The organism is Thioalkalicoccus limnaeus, assembly GCF_041197575.1.
Lineage (GTDB): Bacteria > Pseudomonadota > Gammaproteobacteria > Chromatiales > Chromatiaceae > Thioalkalicoccus > Thioalkalicoccus limnaeus.
Genome location: NZ_JBDKXB010000013.1, coordinates 36,520 through 60,739, shown reverse-complemented (window position 1 = coordinate 60,739; position 24,220 = coordinate 36,520). Strand labels below are relative to the sequence as shown.

Annotated in this window: 20 protein-coding genes; 11 read left to right on the top strand and 9 right to left on the bottom strand. The window is 65.6% G+C overall.

All coding sequences use genetic code 11. The features are described from left to right. Nucleotides 1–30 precede the first annotated feature (30 nt). The gene (locus ABC977_RS11040) at nucleotides 31–582 is read left to right on the top strand and encodes a TlpA family protein disulfide reductase (RefSeq protein ID WP_369667318.1); all 552 of its coding nucleotides are present in this window, start codon (nucleotides 31–33) and stop codon (nucleotides 580–582) included. A gap of 39 nt (nucleotides 583–621) precedes the next feature. Here the strand turns inward: ABC977_RS11040 and ABC977_RS11035 are convergent, their stop codons facing one another. The 3 genes from ABC977_RS11035 to ABC977_RS11025 are packed head-to-tail and all read right to left on the bottom strand — an operon-like array spanning nucleotide 622 to nucleotide 4,112. Then, nucleotides 622–1,956 (bottom strand): phenylacetate--CoA ligase family protein, encoded by a 1,335-nt coding sequence (locus ABC977_RS11035; RefSeq protein WP_369667317.1) that lies wholly within the window; start codon nucleotides 1,954–1,956, stop codon nucleotides 622–624. 5 nt (nucleotides 1,957–1,961) lie between these two features. Continuing rightward, nucleotides 1,962–2,471 (bottom strand): 2-oxoacid:acceptor oxidoreductase family protein, encoded by a 510-nt coding sequence (locus tag ABC977_RS11030; protein ID WP_369667316.1) that lies wholly within the window; start codon nucleotides 2,469–2,471, stop codon nucleotides 1,962–1,964. Between the two features lie 12 nt (nucleotides 2,472–2,483). After that, a complete protein-coding gene (locus ABC977_RS11025; RefSeq protein WP_369667315.1) occupies nucleotides 2,484–4,112 on the bottom strand; it encodes a thiamine pyrophosphate-dependent enzyme in 1,629 nt (542 codons plus the stop codon). A gap of 137 nt (nucleotides 4,113–4,249) precedes the next feature. On the opposite strand from ABC977_RS11025, the gene ABC977_RS11020 reads away from it, so the two are divergent. Then, nucleotides 4,250–4,906 carry a histidine phosphatase family protein gene (locus ABC977_RS11020; RefSeq protein ID WP_369667314.1) on the top strand — a complete coding sequence of 219 codons (657 nt, stop codon included), beginning with the start codon at nucleotides 4,250–4,252 and terminating at the stop codon, nucleotides 4,904–4,906. Between the two features lie 122 nt (nucleotides 4,907–5,028). On the opposite strand, the gene ABC977_RS11015 is transcribed toward ABC977_RS11020, so the two are convergent. Next, nucleotides 5,029–8,091 (bottom strand): chemotaxis protein CheB, encoded by a 3,063-nt coding sequence (locus ABC977_RS11015; protein WP_369667313.1) that lies wholly within the window; start codon nucleotides 8,089–8,091, stop codon nucleotides 5,029–5,031. Nucleotides 8,092–8,194: 103 nt separating this feature from the next. Here ABC977_RS11015 and ABC977_RS11010 point away from each other — a divergent pair, with 103 nt between their 5' ends. Next, nucleotides 8,195–8,428 (top strand): hypothetical protein, encoded by a 234-nt coding sequence (locus ABC977_RS11010; RefSeq protein ID WP_369667312.1) that lies wholly within the window; start codon nucleotides 8,195–8,197, stop codon nucleotides 8,426–8,428. 241 nt (nucleotides 8,429–8,669) lie between these two features. Here ABC977_RS11010 and ABC977_RS11005 read toward each other — a convergent pair whose 3' ends face one another. The 3 genes from ABC977_RS11005 to ABC977_RS10995 form a co-directional block, all read right to left on the bottom strand. Continuing rightward, nucleotides 8,670–9,239: a four helix bundle suffix domain-containing protein gene (locus ABC977_RS11005; RefSeq protein WP_369667311.1), complete on the bottom strand. Its 570-nt coding sequence runs from the start codon at nucleotides 9,237–9,239 to the stop codon at nucleotides 8,670–8,672. A gap of 296 nt (nucleotides 9,240–9,535) precedes the next feature. Next, on the bottom strand, nucleotides 9,536–9,811 hold the full coding sequence (locus ABC977_RS11000; protein ID WP_369667310.1) for a hypothetical protein: 276 nt from the start codon (nucleotides 9,809–9,811) through the stop codon (nucleotides 9,536–9,538). A gap of 109 nt (nucleotides 9,812–9,920) precedes the next feature. Continuing rightward, on the bottom strand, nucleotides 9,921–10,469 hold the full coding sequence (locus ABC977_RS10995) for a hypothetical protein (RefSeq protein ID WP_369667309.1): 549 nt from the start codon (nucleotides 10,467–10,469) through the stop codon (nucleotides 9,921–9,923). A 728-nt stretch (nucleotides 10,470–11,197) separates the two neighbouring features. Between ABC977_RS10995 and ABC977_RS10990 the strand changes: the two genes are divergently transcribed. Next, nucleotides 11,198–11,713 carry a glycine zipper 2TM domain-containing protein gene (locus ABC977_RS10990; protein WP_369667308.1) on the top strand — a complete coding sequence of 172 codons (516 nt, stop codon included), beginning with the start codon at nucleotides 11,198–11,200 and terminating at the stop codon, nucleotides 11,711–11,713. A gap of 147 nt (nucleotides 11,714–11,860) precedes the next feature. Here the strand turns inward: ABC977_RS10990 and ABC977_RS10985 are convergent, their stop codons facing one another. Continuing rightward, entirely contained in the window at nucleotides 11,861–13,498 is a 1,638-nt protein-coding gene (locus tag ABC977_RS10985) for a peptidoglycan-binding domain-containing protein (protein WP_369667307.1), read from the bottom strand. A 382-nt stretch (nucleotides 13,499–13,880) separates the two neighbouring features. Next, a complete protein-coding gene (istA, locus tag ABC977_RS10980) occupies nucleotides 13,881–15,410 on the bottom strand; it encodes an IS21 family transposase (RefSeq protein WP_369667306.1) in 1,530 nt (509 codons plus the stop codon). 528 nt (nucleotides 15,411–15,938) lie between these two features. Between istA and ABC977_RS10975 the strand changes: the two genes are divergently transcribed. The 7 genes from ABC977_RS10975 (at nucleotide 15,939) to ABC977_RS10945 (ending at nucleotide 24,196) form a co-directional block, all read left to right on the top strand. After that, nucleotides 15,939–16,163 (top strand): hypothetical protein, encoded by a 225-nt coding sequence (locus ABC977_RS10975; protein ID WP_369667305.1) that lies wholly within the window; start codon nucleotides 15,939–15,941, stop codon nucleotides 16,161–16,163. Nucleotides 16,164–16,319: 156 nt separating this feature from the next. Next, a complete protein-coding gene (kdpF, locus tag ABC977_RS10970; RefSeq protein WP_369667304.1) occupies nucleotides 16,320–16,436 on the top strand; it encodes a K(+)-transporting ATPase subunit F in 117 nt (38 codons plus the stop codon). Between the two features lie 79 nt (nucleotides 16,437–16,515). After that, nucleotides 16,516–18,225, top strand: a complete 1,710-nt coding sequence (kdpA, locus tag ABC977_RS10965) for a potassium-transporting ATPase subunit KdpA (RefSeq protein WP_369667303.1) — start codon at nucleotides 16,516–16,518, stop codon at nucleotides 18,223–18,225. A gap of 18 nt (nucleotides 18,226–18,243) precedes the next feature. After that, the gene (gene kdpB / locus ABC977_RS10960) at nucleotides 18,244–20,268 is read left to right on the top strand and encodes a potassium-transporting ATPase subunit KdpB (protein WP_369667302.1); all 2,025 of its coding nucleotides are present in this window, start codon (nucleotides 18,244–18,246) and stop codon (nucleotides 20,266–20,268) included. A gap of 9 nt (nucleotides 20,269–20,277) precedes the next feature. Then, nucleotides 20,278–20,904 (top strand): potassium-transporting ATPase subunit KdpC, encoded by a 627-nt coding sequence (gene kdpC / locus ABC977_RS10955; RefSeq protein WP_369667301.1) that lies wholly within the window; start codon nucleotides 20,278–20,280, stop codon nucleotides 20,902–20,904. Continuing rightward, on the top strand, nucleotides 20,901–23,462 hold the full coding sequence (locus ABC977_RS10950) for a DUF4118 domain-containing protein (protein ID WP_369667300.1): 2,562 nt from the start codon (nucleotides 20,901–20,903) through the stop codon (nucleotides 23,460–23,462). The genes kdpC and ABC977_RS10950 overlap by 4 nt, the downstream gene beginning before the upstream one ends. Continuing rightward, entirely contained in the window at nucleotides 23,459–24,196 is a 738-nt protein-coding gene (locus ABC977_RS10945) for a response regulator (protein ID WP_369667299.1), read from the top strand. The genes ABC977_RS10950 and ABC977_RS10945 overlap by 4 nt, the downstream gene beginning before the upstream one ends. Nucleotides 24,197–24,220: the final 24 nt, after the last annotated feature.

Here is a 24,220-nt window from a genome sequence, read left to right as displayed (position 1 = left end):
GGTCGTGTCAACACAGCCTAGAGCAGTTCGATGATGAAACGGAATGGCCTGGTGGGTCTTGGGGTCGGCGGCTGGTTCACGCTGGCCGCCTCCTTTGCTGTGCTGGCCGCGGAGCCACAGCTGACCGAGGTGGCGGGGCAGCCGCCGGCACCTGAGTTCGCGTTGACCGATGCCGACGACCGCCTTCATCGTCTCGCCGATTATCGGGGCGCGCCGCTGATCGTCAACTTCTGGGCGACCTGGTGCGCGCCTTGTCGTGCCGAGATGCCCGCGCTGCAACGGGCATGGGAAACGATCGAAGACGAGGGTATCGGCTTGGTCGCGATCAACGTCGGCGAAGACGCGGACGCCGTACGCGCCTTCCTGGAGCGGTATCCGGTGACCTTCCCGCTGCCGCTCGATCGCGAGACCCGGGTCGCGCCGCTGTGGCCGATGCGCGGCCTGCCAACCACCTTCGTCCTCGACGGGGAGGGGCGCCTGATCTATGAAGCGGTCGGTGAGCGCGAGTGGGATGATCCGCGGCTGCTCGACCGAGTTCGGGCACTGAAGACCCCGGCGGGCATGGAGCAGGCCGCGCGGTGACGGACCCTCGAACGGGTCCGACGACCGATGCCAAGGGTCTCAGATCGTCCGCCGGTCGATGACCCGTTTGGCCTTGCCTTCGCTACGCGCGATGCTGCGGGGTTCAACGAGGCGCAACGCGACCCGGATGCCGAGGATATGTTCGATCGCTTGCGCCAGACTCATGCGCACCTTTTCCAGCGCGCCGATCTTGTCGCTGAAGACCTCGGGGGTCACCTCGACCTCGACGGCCATCTGATCGAGCCCTTGCTCGCGGGTCAGGATGATCTGGTAGTGGGGTAGCGTGCCCTCGACCTTGAGCAGCGCCGCCTCGACCTGTGATGGGTAGACATTGACGCCGCGGATGATGAACATGTCGTCGCTGCGCCGGCCGATGCGGCGAATCCGCCGCAACGTGCGACCGCAGGGGCAGGGCTCGGTTATCAGGCGGGTGATGTCGCGCGTGCGATAGCGGATGATCGGCATCGCCCGCTTGCTCAAGGTCGTCAGGACCAGTTCGCCCTCGGCGCCGTCGGGCAGGGTCTCGCCGGTGTCCGGGTCGATGATCTCCGGATAGAAGTGGTCCTCGAAGACGTGCAGACCCTGCTGGACCGAGCACTCGCTCGCGACGCCGGGTCCGATGATCTCCGACAGCCCATAGATGTCGTAGGCCTTGATGCCGCTGTCGATCTCGATCCGCTCGCGCATCGCGTCGCTCCAGGGTTCGGCCCCGAAGACCCCAACGCGCAGCGGCAGTTCACGCAGATCGACGCCGACCTCGTTGGCCCGCTCGATCAGGTGCGTGAAGTAGCTCGGCGTCGCGCAGACCGCGGTGACGCCGAAGTCCTTCATGACCATGATCTGGCGTTCGGTGTTGCCGCCGGAGATGGGCACCACGGTCGCGCCGAGCGCTTCGGCGCCGTAATGGGCGCCGAGGCCGCCGGTGAAGAGCCCGTAGCCGAAGGCGTTCTGGACGACGTCGCCGCGGTGCAGCCCGCAGGCGGCGAAGGTGCGGGTCATGACCTCGGCCCAGACCGACAGGTCCTCGTTGGTATAGGCGACGACGATCGGTTTGCCGGTGGTCCCCGACGATGCATGCAGCCGCACGATCTCGCTCATCGGGCTCGCGAACAGGCCGAATGGATAGGTGTCGCGCAGGTCGGCCTTCGTCGTGAAGGGGAGCTTGGCCGTGTCGCTGAGGTCGTGGATATCGTCAGGCTTCACGCCGCGTGCATCCATGCGTTCGCGAATCAGCGCGACATGCTGGTAGGCCCGGTCCACGACGGCCCGCAGCCGTCGCCGTTGCACCTCCTGGAGCTTCGTGGTCGGCAGGTAGTCGTGGGCGCTGGCCGGATGCAGGCCTCCCTCGGTGTCGTTCCAGCGTTCGATCGGCATCGGGTCTAGTCCTCCGCGCTTGGGGTTGGGCGGCTCAGAGCGGCACCAGCCTCGCGGCCAAGCGCGAAGGCCTGGTCATTGACCTTGTGGAGCTTCGCGGCGAGCTTCGCGTGGACCGCATCGAGCCACACTGGCTCGGGGATTTCGAGGACCGCCGACAGGGCGCCGAGCATCGCGACATTGAGGCTCTTCTTGTTGCGCAGCGCCCCCTCGGGGATCAACTCCGGCGTCAGCAGGCATCCATCGGGTTTGAGCAGGCCGCGATTGACCTCGACCTGGGTGGATTCGAGCACGACCAGATAATCCGCCTCGCCGGCCGGCACCATCGGGCTCAACACAGTGGGGCCGAAGCGCACGTCGCTACTGACCGACCCGCCGCGCTGGCTCATGCCGTGCAGCTCGCTCTGCTTGACATCGTGTCCGGCGTTGAAGGCCGCCATCGCCAGCATGTCCGAGAAGGTGACGACGCCTTGTCCGCCCAGGCCGGCGATCACCACATTGGTGACTTTATTCATCTCTGTCGCTCCTTACTCGGTCGGCGCGGCGGCGCAGCGGTTGGCGTGTGTTTCGGCGGCGGCCTGTTCGTAAAGCCGGATATGCGGTGCAGCCAGCACACAGGGGCGCCGGGCCACGACCAGCGCCAGCTCGTTGCCGGCGAGCAGGCTCGAGATCAACTCGGCGAAGGCCGCGTCATCGGCCATCGGATCGACCTCATGCACCCGAGGAATCCCCATCGCGCGGGCCAGCGCAGCGAAATCGATCTTGCCGGTCGGCTCGTGGTTCAGGGTGCGACCGGTGCCCGGGTGCTCTTGCCGCCCGGTCATCGCGGTGGTGCCGTTGTCGAGGATCAGGACCAGGTGGCCGGTCGACGGCGGGTTGTAGACCATCTCGGCGAGGCCCGTCAGGCCCGAATGAACGAAGGTCGAGTCGCCGATGACACTGACCACGCGACGCGCCTCGGCCTCTGGCAGCACATGACGCAGCCCGAGTCCGACGCCGATGGCTGCACCCATGCAGACGCAGGTATCCATGGCCTGAAACGGTGGCAGCACGCCGAGTGTGTAGCAGCCGATGTCGCCGGAGACGATACAGCCGAGTCGCGACAGGATCTCGAAGACCGGGCGGTGCGAACAGCCAGGGCAGAGTTCCGGCGGTTTGCCGCGTGGCGGTACCGGTTCCGGGCTCTCGTCGCCGGCCAGGACGCGTCGCACGCGCGGAACCGTCAGCTCGCCGAAGCGGTACATCTCGGCTTTGCCCTCGACGGCGATCCCGGCCGCACGCAGTTCGTTGACGAGGACCGGGTCACCTTCCTCGATGACCAGGCACCGTTCGACGCTGGCCGCGAACGCGGCGATCCGCTGCAACGGGAGCGGGTAGGTGAGCCCTAGCGCCAGCAAGCTAGCCTGCGGCGCGGCCTCCCGCGCATGGGCGACGGACACGCCCGAGGCGATGATGCCGAGCGACCTGTCGCCCGGGTAGACGCGGTTGGGACCCTGCTCCTCGTTCCAGGCCGCGATCGCCGTGAGCTTGTCGCGCAAGCGCCGATGTGCCGGCTTGGCATAGGCCGGGATCATGACGCGGGCCGGGATGTCGCGGACGAAATGCGGTTCGGCCGGCGGCGGGGCGGGCGAGCGGGTCGCGACGACGGTCTTGGAGTGGCAGATGCGGGTCGTCAAACGCAGCAACACCGGGATCTGCCAGCGTTCGGCGAGATCGAAGGCGGCCAGCGTCATGTCGTAGGCTTCTTGCGAATCGGCGGGTTCGAGCATCGGGACGCCGGCGGCCCGCGCGTAATGGCGGTTGTCCTGTTCGTTCTGGCTGGAGGCCATGCCGGGGTCGTCGGCGGAGACGATGACGAGTCCGCCGGGGACATCGGTGTAGGCGGCCGTGAACAGCACATCGGCCGCGACATTGAGGCCGACGTGTTTCATCGTGACCAGCGTTCTGGCGCCGGCGAAGGCGGAGCCCAGACCCACCTCGAGGGCGACCTTCTCATTCGGCGCCCATTGGGCGCGACCGCCGATCTGGTCCAGGTATTCCAGGATCTCCGTCGATGGGGTGCCTGGGTAACCGGTTCCGAGCCGCACGCCGGCCGTCAGCGCCGCCAGCGCGACCGCCTCGTCGCCGCTCAACAAAAGCCTCGTAGCTTGGTTCATCGCGATCCTCATGGGCAAAAAGACTTTTCATTTTCCCTATGGATCCGATCGATGGCATTGACCGGCAGCAAGAAAAGCGTTCACCGCCCTCGCCCGACCCGCGGTCCTGTTACCATGGCCACTTTTCGGGATCGATCGTGTTCGCTGAGACCTCTTCCACCCTCGGCGCGCGCGCGCCGAACCTGGCGGCGCGTGCCGAGGATCGCTTCATCGATCTGCTCCGTCACGGCGAGACACTGGGTGGGGCGCGATTTCGCGGCGCGCTCGACGATCGATTGACCGAGACCGGGGTCGCTCAGATGCAGGCGGCGGTCGCGGGCCGGACCTGGGATCGGCTCGTGACCTCCCCGGCACGTCGCTGCGCCGCCTTCGCCGAGCACTTGGCCTATCGGCTCGATCGGCCGCTGGAGGTCTGGCCCGAGTTGGGCGAGCGCGATTTCGGCGAGTGGGAGGGGCGCACCGCCGCGGAGATCCCGCTGGCCGACCTCACCCGATTCTGGTCCGATCCGGTCGCTTACACGCCGCCAGGCGCCGAGCCCTTCTCGGCCCTCGAGGTCCGTGCGCTGGATGCCTGGCGGCGGCTTCAGGACCTGGCGTTCACTCGCCTCCTGGTGATTACCCATGGTGGCATCATCCGGATTCTGCTCGGGGCCGTGCTCGGTATGCCGGCCAACCGTCTGCTGATGCTCGAGGTCCCTCATGCCTGCCTGACCCGGGTCCGATTGCCGGCTCCTTGCGGTCAGCCGAGTCTGGTCTTCCATCGGGGCGGTCCCGGATGTGGCGAGCCATCCTGATCGCCGGTCCTGGCCTGACTCTGGGTGCTAGGCCGGGCGGCGGCGTGGTCGCCTCGGGCGTCGCGATCGGTTGTCGGTTGATGTGACGCCGCATTTCGACCCTTCCCAAGCCAAGCGACTCATCAGCCATCCTTTCCGCCAAGGACCCGTTCGGTGGTGGCGGCGGCATAGGGTCGGCCGTGTTGGTCGAGTAGGGTCGTGGCGGTCAACAGGACGCGCAGGGTCCGCCCATCGGCGTGGCGCCGCTCCAGCCTCTGTGGCTCGATGGCTTCGCCGCGCGCCAGACGTTCCAGCAGGGCGCGGTAGGCGGGCCAGGCGGCGGCCGGGACCATGGGCTCGATACCGATCTCGATGGCCTTGGACTCGCTGTAACCGAACAGGCGTTCGGCGGCCGGGTTCCAGGCCAGGATGCGCCCGTCGAACCCCTGGACCATGATGGCGTCGTTGGCGTCCCGCACCAGGGTAGCCAGCCTTCGTTCGAGGGCCAGGGTCTGGCGCAGGCGCTCTGTCTCCTTGAGGTCATCGACATCGATGAAGGCGATCACCACGCCATCGATGCGATTGTCGAGCGTCTTGTAGGGACGCAGGCGCACCGAGTACCAGCGACCGGCGTTGTCCTGCAACTCCAGTACCTGGGACTGCATCTCCTCGATCACGGCTGTGACCCGTGCCTCCAGCTCCGGGATCCGAATATTGGCATTTATGTTGCCAATTGGGCGGCCATAGTCCCCGCCGATCAGGTTGAGCAGTTTCCCGGCCTGCGGCGTGAACTGGCGTATCCTCATGTCCTGCCCAAGAATCAGGATTGGCAGGTTGACGCTGGCCAGCAGGTTGTTGAGATGGCTGTTGGCCTCGGCCAGATCCCGGTTGCGGCTCTCCAGCTCGTCGTTGACGGTCGCCAGTTCCTCATTCGTCGATTGCAGCTCTTCCTTGGCCGTCTCGAGCTCCTCGTTGGCGCTCTGCAACTCCTCGTTCGCCGACTGGATTTCTTCGTTGGCCGCTTGCCGCTCCTCGTTGGTACCCTCCAGCTCGGCGATGATGGCCTGAAGCTGTTCGCGGGTCACTGCCAGCTCGCGTTCGAGGTCGGCCACGCGCGGCCTGTCATCGCCGGTCCGCGCATCGGCGTCCGTCGCGGGGTCCGCGTCCGCGACCCGACCGACCTCTTCGAACAACACCATCAGGTGATCGATCTCGTCGCCTGTCATCATCGGCAGGACCCGGAGGTTGATCTCGGCCGGCGCCCCATCGCGTCGGTAGCGTAAACCAAGACGGTGTATCTCCTGCCCGTTGCGCAGCGCCTTGTGGAGACTGGTGCGCAACTCGACGGCGAGGTCCTTGTGCGCGAGCTTGATCAGGTTCAGGGTCGCGGCTCCCGGGGCCGGATCCATGTAGGGGCCGGTCTCGCCGTGGAAGTACAGGATCTCCAGATCGCGCGAAACGATGACCCCGGGCGGTGCGTAATGGGCCAATAGCAGGCGGTCGGCGGTCCGGGCTAGATCGGGCTGCCGCCGCGCGGTATCGGCTGTCGACTCCAGGCTGGCGGTGGCGCCCTCGTCGGGTCGTTGGTGGATCTTCGTCATGAAACTGTAATCGACCCGTGGGACATATGACTTCTTGACATAGATCCGGCGCTGCTTGTCTAGCAACGCGAACAGGTCGGCTTGGGCGCCGATCGATTCGGAGGAACCGAGCAGCAGGAAGGCATTTGGCTCCAGTGCGTAATGGAAAATCTGCAAGGCCCGTTTCTGCAGCGGGCTATCGAAATAGATCAGGAGATTGCGGCAGGAGATCAGATCCAGTTTGGAGAAGGGCGGATCCTTGATCAGGTTTTGGACCGCGAAGACGCACAGGTCGCGGATCGACTTGGTGATCCGATAGCCGCCGGCGGACTTGACGAAGAAGCGTCGCAGTCGCTCCGGCGAGACCTGACCGGCGATCGAAGCGTCGAATAGCCCGGCCCGTGCCTTGGCGATGGCCTTGTCATCGATATCGGAGGCAAAAATCTGGATGCCGATCCCCGCGACCCGGTCGCCTAGGAACTCCTGCATCGCGATCGCCAGCGAGTAGGCCTCCTCGCCGGTCGCGCAGCCCGGTACCCAGACCCGCACGCGCCGCCGCGCGCGCCGCTCGTCGAACAGGTGCGGAAAGACCTGCTCGCGCAGCGTGTCGAATGCTTCGGGCTCGCGAAAGAAGGCAGTGACGGAGATCAGCAGATCCTCGAACAACCGGTCGATTTCGGCCGGCTGCGTCTGTAGGTAGTGGATATAGTCGGCCAGCCGCTCCAGCTTGTGCACGGCCATCCGGCGCCGGATGCGTCGCAGGATCGCGGGGCGCTTATAGAGGCTGAAGTCGTTGCCGGTCCGTGAGCGCAGCAGCAGGAAGACCTTTGCGAGATCATCCTCGATCTCGGTCACACCCCCGGATACCTCGGGCGGCGGGTGCCGTAGATAGGGATGGGCGGCGATCCGAGCCAGTTCCTTGGCGATCTCCGCCGGGGACAACACGAAATCGACCCACCCGGCGGCGATGGCGCTGCCCGGCATGCCATAGTATTCGGCGCTCTTTGTGTCCTGGGCGAAGGTGAGCCCGCCGGCGGCCTTGATCGCCTTGAGACCCAGGGTGCCATCCGACGCGGTGCCGGAGAGGATGACGCCGATCGCCTGGCGGCCGAGGTCTTCGGCGAGGGTCTTCAGGAAATAGTCCACCGGCAGATGCCGGCCGGATTCGAGCTCGCGTTCGAGCAGCACGAGGCGCCGATGGTGGACCCCGAGGGTGCGGTTCGGCGGGATCACATAGACATGGTCGGGCTCGATGGGCTGACCGTCGCGCGCCTCGATCACTGGCATCGCCGTGGCCTCCGCGAGCAGGGCCGCAAGCAGGCTGTCATGGTCCGGCGCCAGATGCTGGATCAACACGTAGGCCATTCCGGCGTCGACGGGCAGCCGCTTCAGCAGACGCCGGAAGGCATCCAGCCCCCCGGCCGAGGCACCGATGCCGACGATCGGGAACGAAGCCGGGCCGATCTCCGCGCGGGTCCGGTCGGGTTCCGTCGTCGCATCGCTCGGCCCCTGTCGTCCGGGGTCCTTGGTGTCGGCGCCCGCGGGCGGCGGCGCCGCACCCTGCGAGTCGGCGGCCATGACGGTGGTCCCCGGGTCGGGATTCGCTGGTCTCTGCTCACGCGCCATGGTCAGGCTCCTCTGACGGATGTCCGGTCATCTATCCATCGTACGCCCCTCCTGTCAAGGTCGTTGGGGGGCGTCGCGGTTCGCGCCGAACCACGAATACCGGGTGACCAGCGGCTCAGCGCTTCTGCCGAAGCTCAACCTCGTCCCGCAGAGCCGCATGCATGTGCAACAGCGCAAGCGGCTCTTTCAGCAGCGGATTGTCGTAGAAATAAATCTGTCCGACCGAGAGAAAATTCGCCGCGCGTCACCAAGCGTCGAGCTTGCGCAGGCGTTCCGGGTCAAGGGTTTGGGTTGCCGTGGTCATGGGCTGATTTCTCAATGGCTGCGCCACGAATGATGCCACGCCGATGGCGGCAAAGGTCTGGTCGATGAGGGCCTGGAATGCTTGTGGGTTGGGATTCTTCGAGACTGCAAGGACTGCAAGGACTGCAAGGACTGCAAGGACCGTAGAACTCAATTGTCCTTGTTGTCCTTGCAGTCCTTGAAGTCCTTAGTTCTCTTAAAGACCACAAGGACTTCAAGGACAACAAAGACAACTTTCCTTGGAGCCTTTTTGTGGTCCTTAAAGTCATCAAGAATCACCGCGCCCTGCTACGCTGTCTGTCACGCTCATCAAGCCGCGCCCTGGTCATGCGTTCACGCATCCCACCTTCCTGAACAAACGCCTTCTCCAGTGCCTGAATCTGGCGATCCAAGAGCAGGCTCGTCACCCGAATCAATCCGATGATCACGTTGGCGCAGATGGCCGGATCGGGATGCTCGACGCCCTTGCGAAAGGTCTCGTAAGTGGCCCCAGGAATGCGGTTCAGCTCTCGCAGCCGCAGCGCGTAAGGGTGCTCCTTTGGCCACTCCGCGATGGCGCGCACGCGCAGAAAGTCGCGATAGTCGGCCAGCAGTTCCTCCAGGCTGGCGCGGGCGACATTGGTCAGTTTGATTTCCATTTCCTTCGACGTACCGGATGCCATGCTGCCCTCGATGATATTCTGCTTGCCGGATCGGGCGGCCTGAACCATCTGGTCATAGGTGCGGTCGCGTTTTTCGAGGAATCTCTGACAGAAATGGACTGTGGCGTCGTAGACGATTTCGGCCTTTTGATAGGAGCGCAGATTCTTGTAGCCGCCGTGGGTGGGAATGAAACCGGTGGGCATGGAGGGTTGCTCCTGGGTTCATGGAGGGGGCTGCAAGGATTAGACCTCAGGGACTACAAGGCGATCAAGCACTACAAGGCGATCAAGGACTACAAGGACGGCCTTGCCCGTGATTCGGGCCAAGGCTCACTGTCATGGTAGGGTATCGGCGCCAATGCCGCGCGAGGCCAGCGCCTTACACCGGGTCATCGGCGGGGAGCTCAACCGGTGGTCGAAGTTATGAGGTAGAGCGCACGCTCGGGGATATCCTTTTGGGTGGACCGCCGCGCGAGCGGCGGCGGCGCGTGCAACGAGCGTCATTGAACATCCGCGGGAACCGGCTGGCGGTCGAGGGCGTGGCCGAACACGTCGAACATGCGCCCAAGGATGCCTGTGCCCACCGGGGCCATCAGAGGCCCGCCGCTGTCCTCCACTGGCATGCCGGGCGGGAGTCCCTGCGTGGGTGTCAGACTGATCCGACGCACATGATAGGCATCCCATTGCGCCAACACCTCGAGGCGGATCCGGCCTTCCGACCCCGCGCGCAGCACCTGATAGATCGAGGGCAGAGGCGTCTCGAAGCGCAGATCCATCAGGCTACCGCGTACCGGGAATGATCAGACCGCAATGGGCTGAACCGGTGTTCTGGTAGTTCTGGCCCGGGCCGGCTCCCAAGGCTTGCGCTTCAAGCGGCTCAACAGGTTATCTGGTCCGGTTGAGGCCGGGCTCCTCGTCGTTCCCAGGACCGGGGCCACCCATCATGCCGGGGCCCATGCCATCGCCCGGACCGTAGCCGGGACCTTGTCCGTATCCGTATCCGGGGCCGGGGCCGCCCATCATGCCGGGGCCCATGCCATAGCCCGGACCGTAGCCGGGACCTTGTCCGTATCCGGGGCCGGGGCCGCCCATCATGCCGGGGCCCATGCCATAGCCCGGACCGTAGCCGGGACCTTGTCCATATCCGGGGCCGGGGCCGCCCATCATGCCGGGGCCCATGCCATAGCCCGGACCGTAGCCAGGACCTTGTCCGTATCCGGGGCCACCCATCATGCCGGGGCCCATCCCATAGCCCGGACCGTAGCCAGGACCTTGTCCGTATCCGGGGCCGGGGCCACCCATCATGCCGGGGCCCATCCCATAGCCCGGACCGTAGCCGCCTTGTGGCGGTTGGGCGAAAGCGCTGACCGTCATGACCGTTCCGACGAGAACGAGGGCAGCGGTCGACGTCGTGCGAAGGCTCGTGCGTTTCATGGTCAAACTCCGGTCAGGATTTGTACGATTCTTGTCTTCGCAACGGGCGACACGCTCATCTGCCAGCGTCCCACTAACCCAATGCGATAGCCCTTTTGTACTCTCGCTAGCGATGGCTGTCTGTACGCTGCCGCACGTTCGGCTCCTTTCGGTATCTGGCGCGACCGCAACAAGCTGTCGATTGCGCGGATGTTGCCAGCGATGGCGATGCGCATGGCAGGCTCCAAAGGATCAGGGGTCATGCGCAAGCGCTCGCGCCATGCGGGGAGCCGCGTCATGAGGGTTGGATAGAGGTCTTGCCCAGGCACTGCGGCGTTTAGGAGATGCAGGTGTCAGGGTCCGCCTCACCAAAACGATGGGTACGACCATCGCAAGTATTCAAGTTATTTTTGCTGGCCTTCTTAGCTGGAAAGGCAATTCTTCAGGGTCTCAAAGAATCCATGTTGTGTTCCACAAATGGCCTTACAGGGGACGAAAATCAAAGATGAGGATAGCATCCTCTAAAGAGCGTCAGCGTACAGAAGCAATTCGCCGCAAGGAGGACGATGACTCCAACGCTCGGCAATCCAGTGCGATGTGCAGACCCAAGCCCGCGCGGAGTGAAGGTAGGTTTAACTGGGCGGTATCGAGATGCGCATCGGCAACTCGGTGAGCCTGCACGTCGCGACGACTGCGGTGCCGGTTCCGTTGGTGCGCGGCCTTCTCAAACGAGTCTCAAGGAGACATACATGAAAGCAACAAGAGTAAGAGTAACAAGGGCCACCGGGTCAACGGTCGCAATGGTGGCGGCCCTGGTGCTTGGCGGTTGTGCAACGACGAACGGCTCGCCCTTCGGAGGTGCAGATGGCGGCACGTCCAGCGGCCAGACACAGACTGACAATCGGAACCTGTATGCCGGTTATGGCGTCGTGAACTCCGTCGAGCATATCCAGCAGGAGCCGGGTGGCATCGGGGGATCGGGAATCGGAGTGGGTGCCGTGGCCGGTGCGGTAGCCGGTGGGATCGTGGGTAGTCAGATCGGTTCCGGAGGGGCGACCACCGCCGCGACAATTGCCGGCACCGCGGGTGGCGCCTATCTGGGTCACGAGATCGAGAAGCGGCAGCGGGGATCGTCAGCGGATGCCTACCGGATTTCCGTGCGTATGAATGACGGTGCCTATCAGGCCCTGGCGCATTCCAACGCTACCGACTTCCGGGTCGGGGACCGCGTTCGGATCGGCAACGGCATGTTGTACAAGTACTGATCCCACGCCGGTCTGTCGCCCCATAGACGGATGCCCCGCTCACGCGGGCCATTTCCTCCTCCGAAGTAGTATCCCTCAGAGCGCGGGAACGAAGGCGTTGCAGCCCTTCACGATTGGAAGGGCTGCGTGGAGTTCCCCGGCTGTGGGTCAGCCGCGATCCTCGAGGATCACCTCGTGCAGGGTCCAATCACCACCGGCATTGATCAGCGAAAAGCCATCGAAGGTCTCGTTTTCGGTCCTGTCGACCACATCGATGAGGATCGCATCCTTGTGTGTGACCGTCATCCGCCCTTCGGCATCACGCGTCCAGACCAACCGGTGCGGTGCGCCGCCGTCGAGCGGGAGCCTCGCGCTGGCAATGACCGAGATACCGCTTTCATTCACGACGATGAGCTGCAGCGGCCGCGACTGGCTGGTGCGGTAGTTGAGGCGGTAACCCTGGTTCAGCCTGTTGCCCCGGTAGGGGCCCAAATCGATGTGACTGTGCGCCTCCGCGGAGCCGGAGACCAGAGCGGTGATCCGGAACTCTGGACCGAGTCGGGTCGGCAGGTAGGCCGCCGCTGCCGTCTCCTGCCCCGGAAGCGTGAACCCGAGCTGCTGCTGCAGCAGGTTGCCGAGGATCTGCCGGCCCATGGCCTCGGTGCGTTCCGAAGGCGGGACCATTGTCGAATTCAGCCCCCCGCCGCGCACCTCGAAGCGGCCGGAGGCGATGCGCCAGGCCGGATTCCGGGTGTGGTCGCCGTCCGAGAAGTCGTCCCGGGCCCTTACACGGTAAGGTTTGGTCTTGATCGCTGGCGGCTCAGCTACGGCATCTGTCCTGCCGAGGCCGAGAAGTGCCATCGTGCGAGACGTGAGTTCGCCACTCGGCGTGATGTCGTTGTCGGCCTGAAACGTCCGTATCGCGTCACGGCTGCGTGGACCCAGTACGCCATCCGGCGGACCGGCTTCGTAGCCACGCGCGCTCAGTGCCCGCTGTGCCGCCGCCCGTTGCTCGCGGGTCAAACCGGCGGCAGGGGCCGGCTCGGTGCGCACGGCGCGGAGATCGGCCAGCAGAGCCGCACTGGGTTCGCCGGTTACGGCCACGCCCTGTCCCTGCTGATAGTCGCGGATGGCCTGACGGGACTGGGTGTCCATCTGGCCCGTGACGCGGGGAATCTGGTAGCCGCGCAGGCGCAGCTCGCCCTGGATTCCGGCGATCGTGTTGGCATCGACTGCGGTAGGTGCCTCCGGTGTGGTTTGGATGTTTCGGCGCATGTGTTCGAGCAGTTCGGCACTGGGCTGACCGGATGCCAGCAGGCCGTGGTCGGACTCGTAGCTTCGGATGGCGGCCCGGGTCTCGTCGGTGAGCCGGCTGGATGGGCGCCCGACGTCGTATCCGAGAGTGCGGAGCGCGTCCTGAGTATCCGCGATCTGTCGTGACGACGGTTCGGGTCCAGAACGAATCGGTTCTGACCTTCCGCTTCTGGCCGTGTCGCGAACATGAGACAGCAGGCTCGAGTTGGGTTGGCCGTCCACCCGCAAGTCGTGGTCCCGCTGGTAGGCCTGGATTGCCGCGCGCGTGCGGGGCCCCATGGATCCATCGACGGGTCCCGCGTTGTAGCCCAGTCGATTCAGCTCGCGTTGAATGTCCTGTACGGTGCTGGAAGCCTGGGCGACCTGCATGCCCACCGCGGGGGATGTCCAGTTCGTGAACTGGGCGAGCGCCGGGCCCGCGAGTCCAAGGATCAGGGAGCCGCTCAGGAGAACCGCGGTACGGGGCGAAAGGGTCGTGCGTGCTCGGGCCATGGCGCTGTGCCTCCTCGAGGAACCTGGTGTTCGCGGGGAAGCTACCATCGCGGAGAGCGGGCATCCGTTCGCTGGCGCACGGAACCCTGTGCGCCATCAAGTCGTGTAGTTCCGGCAAGCGTGCGTGACCGGTTGACAGCGTGGTGAATAGGATGTTGCCGGTGGCGAACAGACACCGGAGGCCCGATGAGCAGTGACACCGACGCGCGGCTGAGCCCGACCTTGACGTTAGACGAGGTGGCGGCGCATTTCGAAGACTGGCGGCGGCAGAAGCGTCGCGGGGAGCGGATCCCTGATCGGCTCTGGTCGGAGGCGATCGCGCTGGTGGAGCGCGATGGGGTGTCGTCCGTCGCGCGCCGGCTGCGCCTCAGCGGCCGGGATCTCAACCGGCGTCGCGGTCTCTTCGGCCGCGGCCGGCGGCGGCGAGCGGCGGATGTCCAGGCGACGTTCGTTGAGCTGGTTCCGGAGCAGATGACGCCGGCGCTGCGGCGGGCGCGCCTGGCGGGGTGTTTGGAGCTGATCCGCCCCGACGGGCTGCGCCTGCGCATCGAGCCCGGTGCGGGGATGGACCCGCACTGCGTGCTGGAGCGCTTCCTGGAGGCACGGTGATGTTGCAGCTGACCCCGCAAAGCCGGGTGTTCGTCGCGATCGAGCCGGCGGATTTCCGCCGCAGCATCGATGGGCTGCACAGACGCCGCCCCAGCGCCTCGCCGAGGGCCTGCTCGATGTCCGCCGCGAGGTCGGCCACCGCCCGGGCCTTGTCACGGTAGTGGTCGGCGTTCTTGATGATCTCTCCCTTGCCTTGACTCAGCGCGTGACTGGCGATGTGTTCTCCGCCGGGCAGGGCATAGAGGTGGAGCTGGCCGTCGGGGCTGGCCAGGGCACTGATCCGGCCCGACTGGTAGGCCATCGGCACCGAGTACTTGTTGCTCCGGAACGAGATGAGCCCCGTCTTGTCAACTTTGCGCGGCTCGCCCGCAACGCCGCTCGGCGCCAGATACGCGGGTGTCAGATAGGGGCGCATCCTGGCCTGCTCCTCGGCCACGTAGTGCGCTCGCGGAACCCGCCTGGTGGTGCCGTGGAGGCGGGCGTTGGCCACCTCCTCCAGCCAGCGGTGCAGGTGCTCCTCCATCGCGCCCCAGTCCTCGAACTGCTCGCCATAGAGGCCATCGTACTTCACGTACTTCACCCCGGCCTCCACCTTGCCCTTGCTCTCGGGATCGTAGCCCGCGCAGGCGCGGATGCGAAAACCGGCGCCAGTGGCGTATTGGGCGAAGCGCTGATTGAGCTCCAGCTCCCGGTAACGCTCGTCTAAGACCACCAGACGGGTCTGGTCGTAGACGCATTCCTCCGGGCAACCGCCGAAGAAGCGGAACGCCGCATCGTGCAACCAGATGAACGTCTCGGTGTCGATCGGCCGAGGCGACGTCCCAACGTACATCAGGCGCGAGAACGACAGGACGAAGACCACGAAGTAGACGGTGGTGGCGACACCGCCGATGAGCACTTCGCGCAACTCCCCGGGGTCCACCTGGCACTGCACGCCGGGGACCTGGTCCAGCACCGGCTCGTAATGACGCGGCTGCGCCTGGACAACCTCCTCCCGTAGCGTACTGATGTAGCGCCGCAGCGAGCGGCTGGACACCGCCAGCGGACCGACCTTCTCCTCCAGCTTGCGCTTGACCTTGACCGCGCTCAGCTTGAGGAAGGTCCCCAGCAGATGGACGATGTAGCGCCGGTGCTCGTCCAAGCTCTTGTGCCGACTGCGGTCACTGAGCCCAGCCTCGATGCTTGCCTCATCCAGCGCGACATACTTGCGGACGGTGTTGCGCGACATCTGCAAGGCCCGGGCGATCTCCCGGATCGAGCTCCCACGCCCGTCGTCGTACATGGCTTTGATCTTGTGTATCACGACCCACTCCTTCAAGACTTCCCCCGACCGGCAAAGGGCCAGGAGAGTAGGGTTTCAACGGCCTGACGGCCACCAGGGGGTGGGTCAAAATTGTTGGCCAGTAGTGGGTCAGTTTAAGTGGCCATTAACACTGGGCCGGCGAGTCTATCTCGGCGTGATCGTCGTGGTGGCCTCGTTGCGCCATAGCGGACATCACCCAAAAGCCGCGGCCTTGGCCGCGACACTCGCTGCGCGCCATGGAGAGCGAAGCGAGGGCGCGTAGTCCCGGATAGGCGTAGGTGCGAGCGTATTGCCGCAGTGGCGAAGGGGCGTAGTCCCGAAGCCGCGCAGGCAATATGCAGAGCGCATCCGACACGCCGTCAAGCCATTTGTGGGCACTGTCGTGCCCGGCGGACCAACGGGGAGTCGGGCACGGCGGCGACCGCAGGGCGAATCCGGGCACCAAGGCTGTCGCCGAGCGCAGTCGTTTTGGCGACTTGGACGTCCCAAAATGTATCACGAGCACGGCGACACTCCGGGGCGATCCCGATGCGGACGCTGCGGCGCTGGCGGACCTGGTGGCGAGAGCAATTGTCGCAGACCTCGCTGTGGTGCGGCGCGCAGGGCCGTTTTGTGCCGCCGGTGGATTGGTCGCAGGCGCCGGCCAGTCTGCTGGACCGCTTCGGCGGCGATGCCGGCGATGCACTGGCGGCGTTGCTGCGCTTCTTAAGCCCTCTGACGAGTCATTCCGCCAGGTTTCACGAGGGTCGCTGACGCTACGCAGAAGATGCCGCTCGCCGGCGTTGGGGCGCCCCGCTAGGCTGGTTGCGAAGGTGCCGGAACCCCCGGCACCCCCCGTGAATTTTTGCGCGTTTGTTACGCACTCCCCTGGCTGGTGCCTAGAACCGTTACGTCGGCGCTCGTTAACCTTTGCCGCCTTGCTCAACGACGTATTGCGAGGTGATCGTGTACTACATCCTGCTCCTCATCGTGCTGGCGTTGCTCGTCTATCTGTCGGTCGCCCTGTTACGGCCCGAGCGGTTCTGACCATGGGTATCCTCGGCGCACTCATCCTGCTGGCCCTGTTCGGCATCTGTTTCCTGTTTGTCGAATGGGAGGATCAGATATGAATGAAGTCCTTCTTATCTACGGGGTCGCCTTGGCGTTGGCCTGGCCGTTGGGACGCTACCTGGCGGCGATCTATTCGCCAACACCGACCGCGCTTGATCGGGTGTTTGGCCCTGTCGAGTGGGTGATCCATCGCGCCATCGGCGTTCAACCCCTTGCCCCGATGAGTTGGAAAGACTACGGCAAGGCGCTGCTCAAGCTACACGTCATCTTGGGTCTCATCGTTCTGGTGATCCTGATGCAGCAGGGGCGGTTGCCACTAAACCCGGATGGCATCGAGGGCATGAGTTGGGATCTGGCGCTGCATACCACGGCGTCCTTCATCACCAATACCAACCAGCAGCACTACTCGGGTCAGGCGCAGCTTTCGTATTTTGCGCATCTGGTCGCCATCGTCAGCCTGCAGGTGATTACGCCGGCTGCGGGCATCGCGGCGCTGGTCGCCATCCTGCGCACGGCCTTCGCGCGGCGCGAGGGGACCGCGACGACTGCGGATGGCGGTGTTTCGGTCGGCAACTTTCATGCCGATCTGGTCCGAGCCATTGTCAGAGTGATGCTGCCAGTGGCGTTCATCACCGCGCTACTGCTTGCCTGGCAGGGGGTGCCCAATACCCTCGAGGGCGCTCAGACCGCCACCCCGCTCGATCCTAGCGCGGAGCTTGCCGAGCAGCGTATCCCGGTCGGCCCGGTGGCGCCCATGGTCGCGATCAAGCAGGTGGGCACCAACGGCGGCGGCTGGTACGGGCCGAACAGCTCCGTCCCGCTGGAGAACCCGACGCCGGTGTCCAATGTCGTCGAGACCGTGGCCATCGTGCTGATCCCGATGGCCCTGGTGTTCATGGCCGGGTATCTGACCGGCCGGCGGCGACTGGCGATCCTGGTGATGGGCGTGATGCTGTCGATGTCGGTGGTCCTGACGGGCATCAATATCTGGTCGGAGAACCAACCCAACGCCGCCTTTGCCGGCTTCGCCGCCGAGGGCCCGAATCTGGAGGGCAAGGAGGTGCGCTTTGGCGCGACGGCCACGGCGCTCTGGGGCAGCTTCACCACCCAGACCTCCAACGGCTCGGTGAACGGCATGCATGACTCCTTCAATCCGCTGGGCGGCGCCTCGACGCTAATGGATATGTTCATCAACGCCACCTTCGGCGGCGTCGGCGTGGGGCTGATCAACTTCCTGCTGTTCCTGCTGCTCGCGGTGTTTCTCGGCAGCCTGATGGTGGGTCGCTCACCGGAGGTCTATGGCCGCGCGCTGGAGGCCAAGGAGATCAAGCTGATTTGCATCGCGCTCTTGAGCCAGCCGCTCTTGATCCTCGGACTGACCGCTACGGCGGTGGCGATTCCGGGCCTGGCGCAGACCTCCAATCCAGGGTTCCATGGCCTGAGCCAGGTGCTCTATGAGTACACCTCGGCCTTCGCCAACAACGGGTCCGGCTTCGAGGGGTTGGGCGACGATACGCCCTGGTGGAACCTCAGTTGCGCCGTGGCGCTGATCCTCGGGCGGTTTATTCCCATCCTGGCACCGCTGGCGTTGGCCGCCCACCTGGCGGGCAAGCGCGTCGCGCCCACCACCTCGGGCAGCCTGGCCGTGGAGACGCCCACCTTCGCCGTGCTGACCCTGGGGGTGATCCTGATGTTTGCGCTGCTTAGCTTCTTCCCGGTCCTGGCCCTCGGCCCGTTCGCCGAGTTTCTGTCGTTGGCGAACTGATGCCTTGGAGAACACATCATGAAACAACAACGCAAACCATCGACGTTGCTCACCGCCGAGACCCTGGCCCGCTTGGCGGGTGAGTCGCTGCGGCGGCTCGACCCGCGCTGGCTGGCGCGCAATCCGGTGATGTTCGTGGTCGGGGTCGGCACCCTGGTGACCCTGTGGCTGACGGGCGACGCGCTGCTGGCCGGTCGTCCCTGGGGCTTCGATCTGGCGATCAGCCTCGTTCTGCTGTTCACCCTGCTCTTTGCCAACGCCGCCGAGGCCCTGGCGGAGGCGCGGGGCCGGGCACAGGCCGAGAGCCTGCGCTCCACCCGAGAGCAGCTCGTGGCCCGTCGCGTGCGGGGAGAGGCTGAAGAGCAAGTGCCCGCCACGACCCTGCGTCGCGGCGACCGGGTACGGGTGCTGGCGGGCGAGCTGATTCCCGCAGATGGCGAGATCATCGAAGGGGCCGCCAGCATCAACGAGTCGGCGGTCACCGGCGAATCGGCGCCGGTGCTGCGCGAGGCCGGTACCGACAACAGCGGCGTTAGCGCCGGCACCAAGCTGCTGACCGACAGCATCCTGGTCGAGGTGACGGTGGAGTCGGGTCAGTCGCTGCTGGATCGCATGATCGCGCTGGTGGAGAGCGCCAAGCGGCAGAAGACACCCAACGAAATCGCGCTCACCGTGCTGCTGTCCGCGCTGACCATGGTGTTCCTCATCGTGGTGGCGACGCTGGTGCCCTTCGCCGCCTTTGTCGGCGGCGAGGTCTCGGTGCCGGTGCTGGTGGCACTGCTGGTCTGCCTCATCCCTACCACCATCGGCGGGCTGCTGCCGGCCATCGGCATCGCCGGCATGGATCGGGCCATGCGCGCCAACCTGGTCGCAAAATCGGGCAAGGCGGTGGAGGTGGCCGGCAACATCGACACCCTGCTGCTGGACAAGACCGGCACCATCACCCACGGCGACCGCCAGGCCAGCGACTTTCTGCCGCTAGCCAACATCGCCCCGGAGCGGCTGCGGGATGCGGCGATGCTCGCCTCGCTGGCCGATCCCACGCCGGAGGGCAAGTCCATTGTCGCGCTGGCGCGAGACCGCAGCGCGACGGTCGCGGCCGACCCCGAGGCGCGCGTCCTGGCGTTTTCCGCCAGGACCCGCCTCTCCGGAATCGACCAGCCCGACGGTCGGCGTATCCGCAAGGGCGTGCCGGATGCCATCCGCCGCTTCGTCACCGAGAACGGTGGCGCCTATCCCGACGAGACCACCGCGCTGGTGGAACGTGTGGCGCGTGGCGGCGCGACACCGCTGGTGGTCGCGGAGGATAATCGGGTGCTCGGCGTCGTGCCCTTGTCCGACATCATCAAGACCGGCATCAAGGAACGCTTCCAGCGCCTGCACGCCATGGGGGTGCGCACGGTGCTGATCACCGGCGATAACCCGCTGACCGCCGCCGCCATCGCCGCCGAGGCGGGTGTGGCCGATTACATCGCCGAGGCCACGCCGGAGGACAAGCTGGACTACATCCGCCGCGAACAGGCGCAGGGACGGCTGGTGGCCATGATGGGTGACGGCACCAACGACGCGCCGGCGCTGGCCCAGGCCGATCTGGGGCTCGCCATGAACTCCGGCACCCAGGCCGCCAAGGAGGCCGGCAACATGGTCGATCTCGATTCCGATCCGACCAAGCTGCTGGAGGTAGTGGAGATCGGCAAACAGTTGCTGGTCACCCGCGGCGCGTTGACCACCTTCTCGCTGGCCAACGACGTGGCCAAATACTTCGCCATCCTGCCGGCCATCTTCATTGCCAGCGTGCCGGCCATGCAGGCCCTCGACATCATGCAGCTCAACAGCCCGGCCACGGCCGTGCTGGCGGCGGTGATCTTCAATGCCCTGGTGATCCCGGCGCTGATCCCGTTCGCGCTGCGTGGGGTGCGCATCCGCCCGATCAGTGCCGACGCGCTGCTGCGCCGCAACCTCCTGATCTACGGGCTTGGCGGGTTGTTGCTGCCGTTCCCGGCGATCAAGCTCATCGATCTTGGTCTTGGCTTGGTGATGTAGGAGATGGTTATGAATCACGCCCAATCCGTTGCCCCGACATTCTCCGCGACCCCAGTCGGACGCTGGGTCCAAGGGCTGCGCGGCGCCCTGGTGCTGATGCTGCTCTGCGGTGTCCTCTACCCGCTGCTCACCGTGGCGATCGGTGGCGTCCTGTTCCCGCACCAGTCTACCGGCAGCCTCATCGAACGCGACGGCAAGGTGATCGGCTCGGCACTGGTCGGCCAGCCGTTCAACGCACCGGGTTACTTCCACGGTCGTCCCTCAGCCGCGGACTACGATCCCTTTGGCGTCTCCGGCGCCAACCTCGCACCGAGCAATCCGGCGCTGCGCGAACGGGCCGTGGCCAGCTCAATCGCCATCTCCGCGGCCAACGCCGTGGAAGCGGCGGCCATCCCTGTCGACCTTATCGCCGCGTCCGGGTCGGGCATCGACCCGCACATCAGCCCGGCAGCGGCCGAGCTCCAGATCGACCGTGTCGCCGCCGCACGCGGGCTGCCGCGCGCAGCGGTCGCGGCCCTGGTGGCGGCGCGGGTGGAACGGCCGGTGCTTGGCGTACTGGGGCAGCCGCGCGTCAATGTGCTCCAGTTGAACCTGGCACTCGACGACATCGGTTCAGAGGCCGGCGCAACGCAATGAACGAGATAGCGGACGATCGGCCCGACCCCCAGGCCCTGCTGTCGGCCATCGAGCGCGAGCGGCAAGGGGCGCTCAAGATCTTCCTGGGCGCCTTCCCCGGCGTTGGCAAGACCTACAAGATGCTGGAGGCGGCGCGCGAGTCGCGGCGCGAGGGTGCCGATATCGTCATCGGGATCATCGAGAGCCACGGCCGGCAGGAAACCGAGGCGCTGTGCGAGGGGCTGGAGTCCATTCCGTTGATGCAGATGGCCTATCGCGGCGCCCAGTTCCGCGAGCTAGACCTGGATGCCATTCTCAAATGTGCGCCGGCCGTGGTGCTCATCGACGAACTGGCCCATCGCAACATTCCGGGGACCCGCCACCCACGCCGTTATCAGGATATCGAGGAGCTGCTGGAACACGGCATTGACGTCTGGACCACGCTCAACATCCAGCACCTGGAGAGTCTGAACGACGTGGTCGCACGCATCACCGGCGTGCGGATGCGGGAGACGGTACCGGACACACTGCTCAGCGAGGCGCGGGACCTGGTGCTGGTGGATCTGACGCCACGCGAGCTGATCGAGCGGCTGAAGCAGGGCAAGGTCTATGTGCCCGAGCAGGCCCGCGCGGCCCTCGATGGCTTCTTCAGTCCGACGAATCTGGCGGCGCTGCGCGAACTGGCCTTGCAGACCGTGGCCGAGCGCCTCGACCGCGATGTGCGTGAGGTCATGCGCAGCCAGGGGATCACTGGACCCTGGCCGGTGCGGGCGCGCATTGTCGTCGCCATCGATGGGGTCGGTAACGGTGAGGAACTGGTGCGACTGGGCAGGCGCCTCGCCGAGCGCCGCCGTGCGCCATGGAGCGTGGTGTTCGTCGACCATGGTAACACCGGCCGAGAGCAGCAGGCGGGCGTCGAGCGGGCCTTCGAGCTGGCCGCGCGCCTGGGGGGCGAAACCGTGACCCTGCGTGGCCACGATTCCGTGGACGAATTGGTGGCCTTCGCCCGCGAGCGAAACGCCACCACGCTGGTGGTGGGTCGCAGCCGGCACCGGCCCTTGGCGGGTCTGTTCGGCCGGACCTTGAGTCAACGACTGTTGCGCAAGGCCGAAGCGTTCGAGATAACCTTCGTTCCCTCACGGGTCGCCCGTGTGCGGCGGCGTCAGCGCTGGTTTTTGCGACTCGAACCGATTCGTGACTACGTCTTGACGCTTGCCGTCGTAGCGGCGGCGACCGGTGTGGCCGCGGCCATCGAACCCTTGGTCCCCTTGGCCAGTCTGTCGCTGGTCTTCCTGACCGCCGTGCTGCTGGTCGCGGTACGCACGGCCATGCACCCGGCCCTGGTCGCCGCTGTGCTTAGTGCTGTCGCCTACAACTTCTTCTTCACCGAGCCGCGGTTCACCTTCGCCATGCACCGTACGCATGAGCTGGTGACGGTCGGTTTCTTTCTGATCATGGGCCTGATCGGCGGCCGGTTGGCCGGCCGGCTGCGCCACCAGGTGCTCGCCTTGCGCGGCACCAACGAGCAGACGCAACGGCTGCTGTCGCTGAGCCGCCGCCTGGCGGCTGCGGTCGATCTCCCGACGGTCCATCGCGAGGCCACCACGGCCATCGCCGAGCACCTGCGCGTCCCGGTCGTCCTGCTGACACCGGGCGATAGCGGTACACTGGAGCAGGCGGCCTCCTCGCAAGGCGAGGTGGACCTGAATGCCAAAGCCCAGTCGGCCGCGCAATGGGCCTTCGATCATCGGCAACCCAGCGGCTTTCAAACCGAGACACTCGCGGCGATCGATTGGCGATTTCTGCCGCTGGCGATCGAGCAGGAGTGCTTTGGTGTGCTTGGCGTATACCGACCAAACCCGGGCTTTCAGAGTGAACAGCTTGCCGCCATCGACGCACTGATCACGCAGGTCACGATGGCCATGGCTCGTACCCGCCTCGCCAACACCTTGGAGCAGGCCAAGGTCGCGGAAGAAACGGAGCGCTTGCGTTCGGCACTCCTATCGTCAGTGTCCCACGACTTGCGTACCCCGCTGGCGTCGATGATCGGCGCGGCGAGCAGCTTGCGTGCCCTGGACGATGCCCTCTCCACCGACGACAGACGCGAGCTTCTCGACTCCGTGATCAGTGAAGGCGAGCGGCTCAACCGCTACATCCAGAATCTGCTCGATATGACACGGCTCGGGCACGGCACCTTGAAACTGGAGCGGGACTGGATCGGCATCGACGACATCCTCAATTCGGCGCTGCGCCGTACCCGCGAGTTACTGCACGACTGTCGGCTGATCAGACACATCGAGCCGGGCCTGCCGTTGGTCTATGTGCATCCGGCACTGATCGAGCAGGCCCTGGTCAATGTCATCGAAAACGCCGCGAAATTCTCGCCGAATGGAGGCGAGGTGCGGATTGCGGCCACGCGTGATGGCAGCGGGTTGGGGCTGGCCATCTGCAGTGGCATGATCGGCGCTCATGGCGGGCGCATCGAGGCGCTTCCTGGTCCGGGCGGCCGTGGGACCACCATCGCCATCCACCTGCCGCTGATCGACCCTCTCGACGACGACAACGAGGAGAGCGCGTGACGGAAGGCATCACATCGGTTCGCATCCTCATCATCGACGACGAGGAACAGATCCGGCGATTCCTGCGCATCAGCCTCAAGAGCCAGGGCTACCAGGTCATCGAGGCGGAAACCGCCGACGAGGGCATCGAACTGGCGGCGACCCGCACGCCGGATTTGATCGTGCTCGACCTGGGCCTACCCGATGCCGACGGCAAATCCGTGCTGACGGAACTGCGCCACTGGTCGACGGTGCCGGTCATGATCCTGTCGGTCAGGGCCTCGGAGAGCGAGAAGGTCGCCGTTCTGGACGCCGGCGCCAACGACTATGTGACCAAGCCGTTCGGCATTCAGGAATTCCTGGCGCGCGTGCGCAATCTATTGCGGCCCAGGGCGACTACGATGCCCGATGCCGGGATCTACGATGACGGCTATCTCCATATCGACCTCGTCAAACGACTGGTGTCCGTGACGGGCGAACAGGTTCACCTCACACGTAAGGAGTTTGCCATTCTCAAGATGCTGGTTTCGAGTCCCGACCAGGTCATCACGCAGACACAGCTGCTGCGTGAGATATGGGGACCGACGCATGTCGACGATACGCACTATCTGCGAAATTTCGTCGGCCGAATCCGCCAGAAGCTGAGGGATGACTCCGGTGAGCCGCGCTATGTGCGGACGGAACCAGGCGTTGGGTATCGCTTTATCGATTGCCGAGGCGATTGCCGGTCGCCTGCGCAGCCAGGGCAATCGTAGGAGCCGGATCGGCGCGACCGGCCG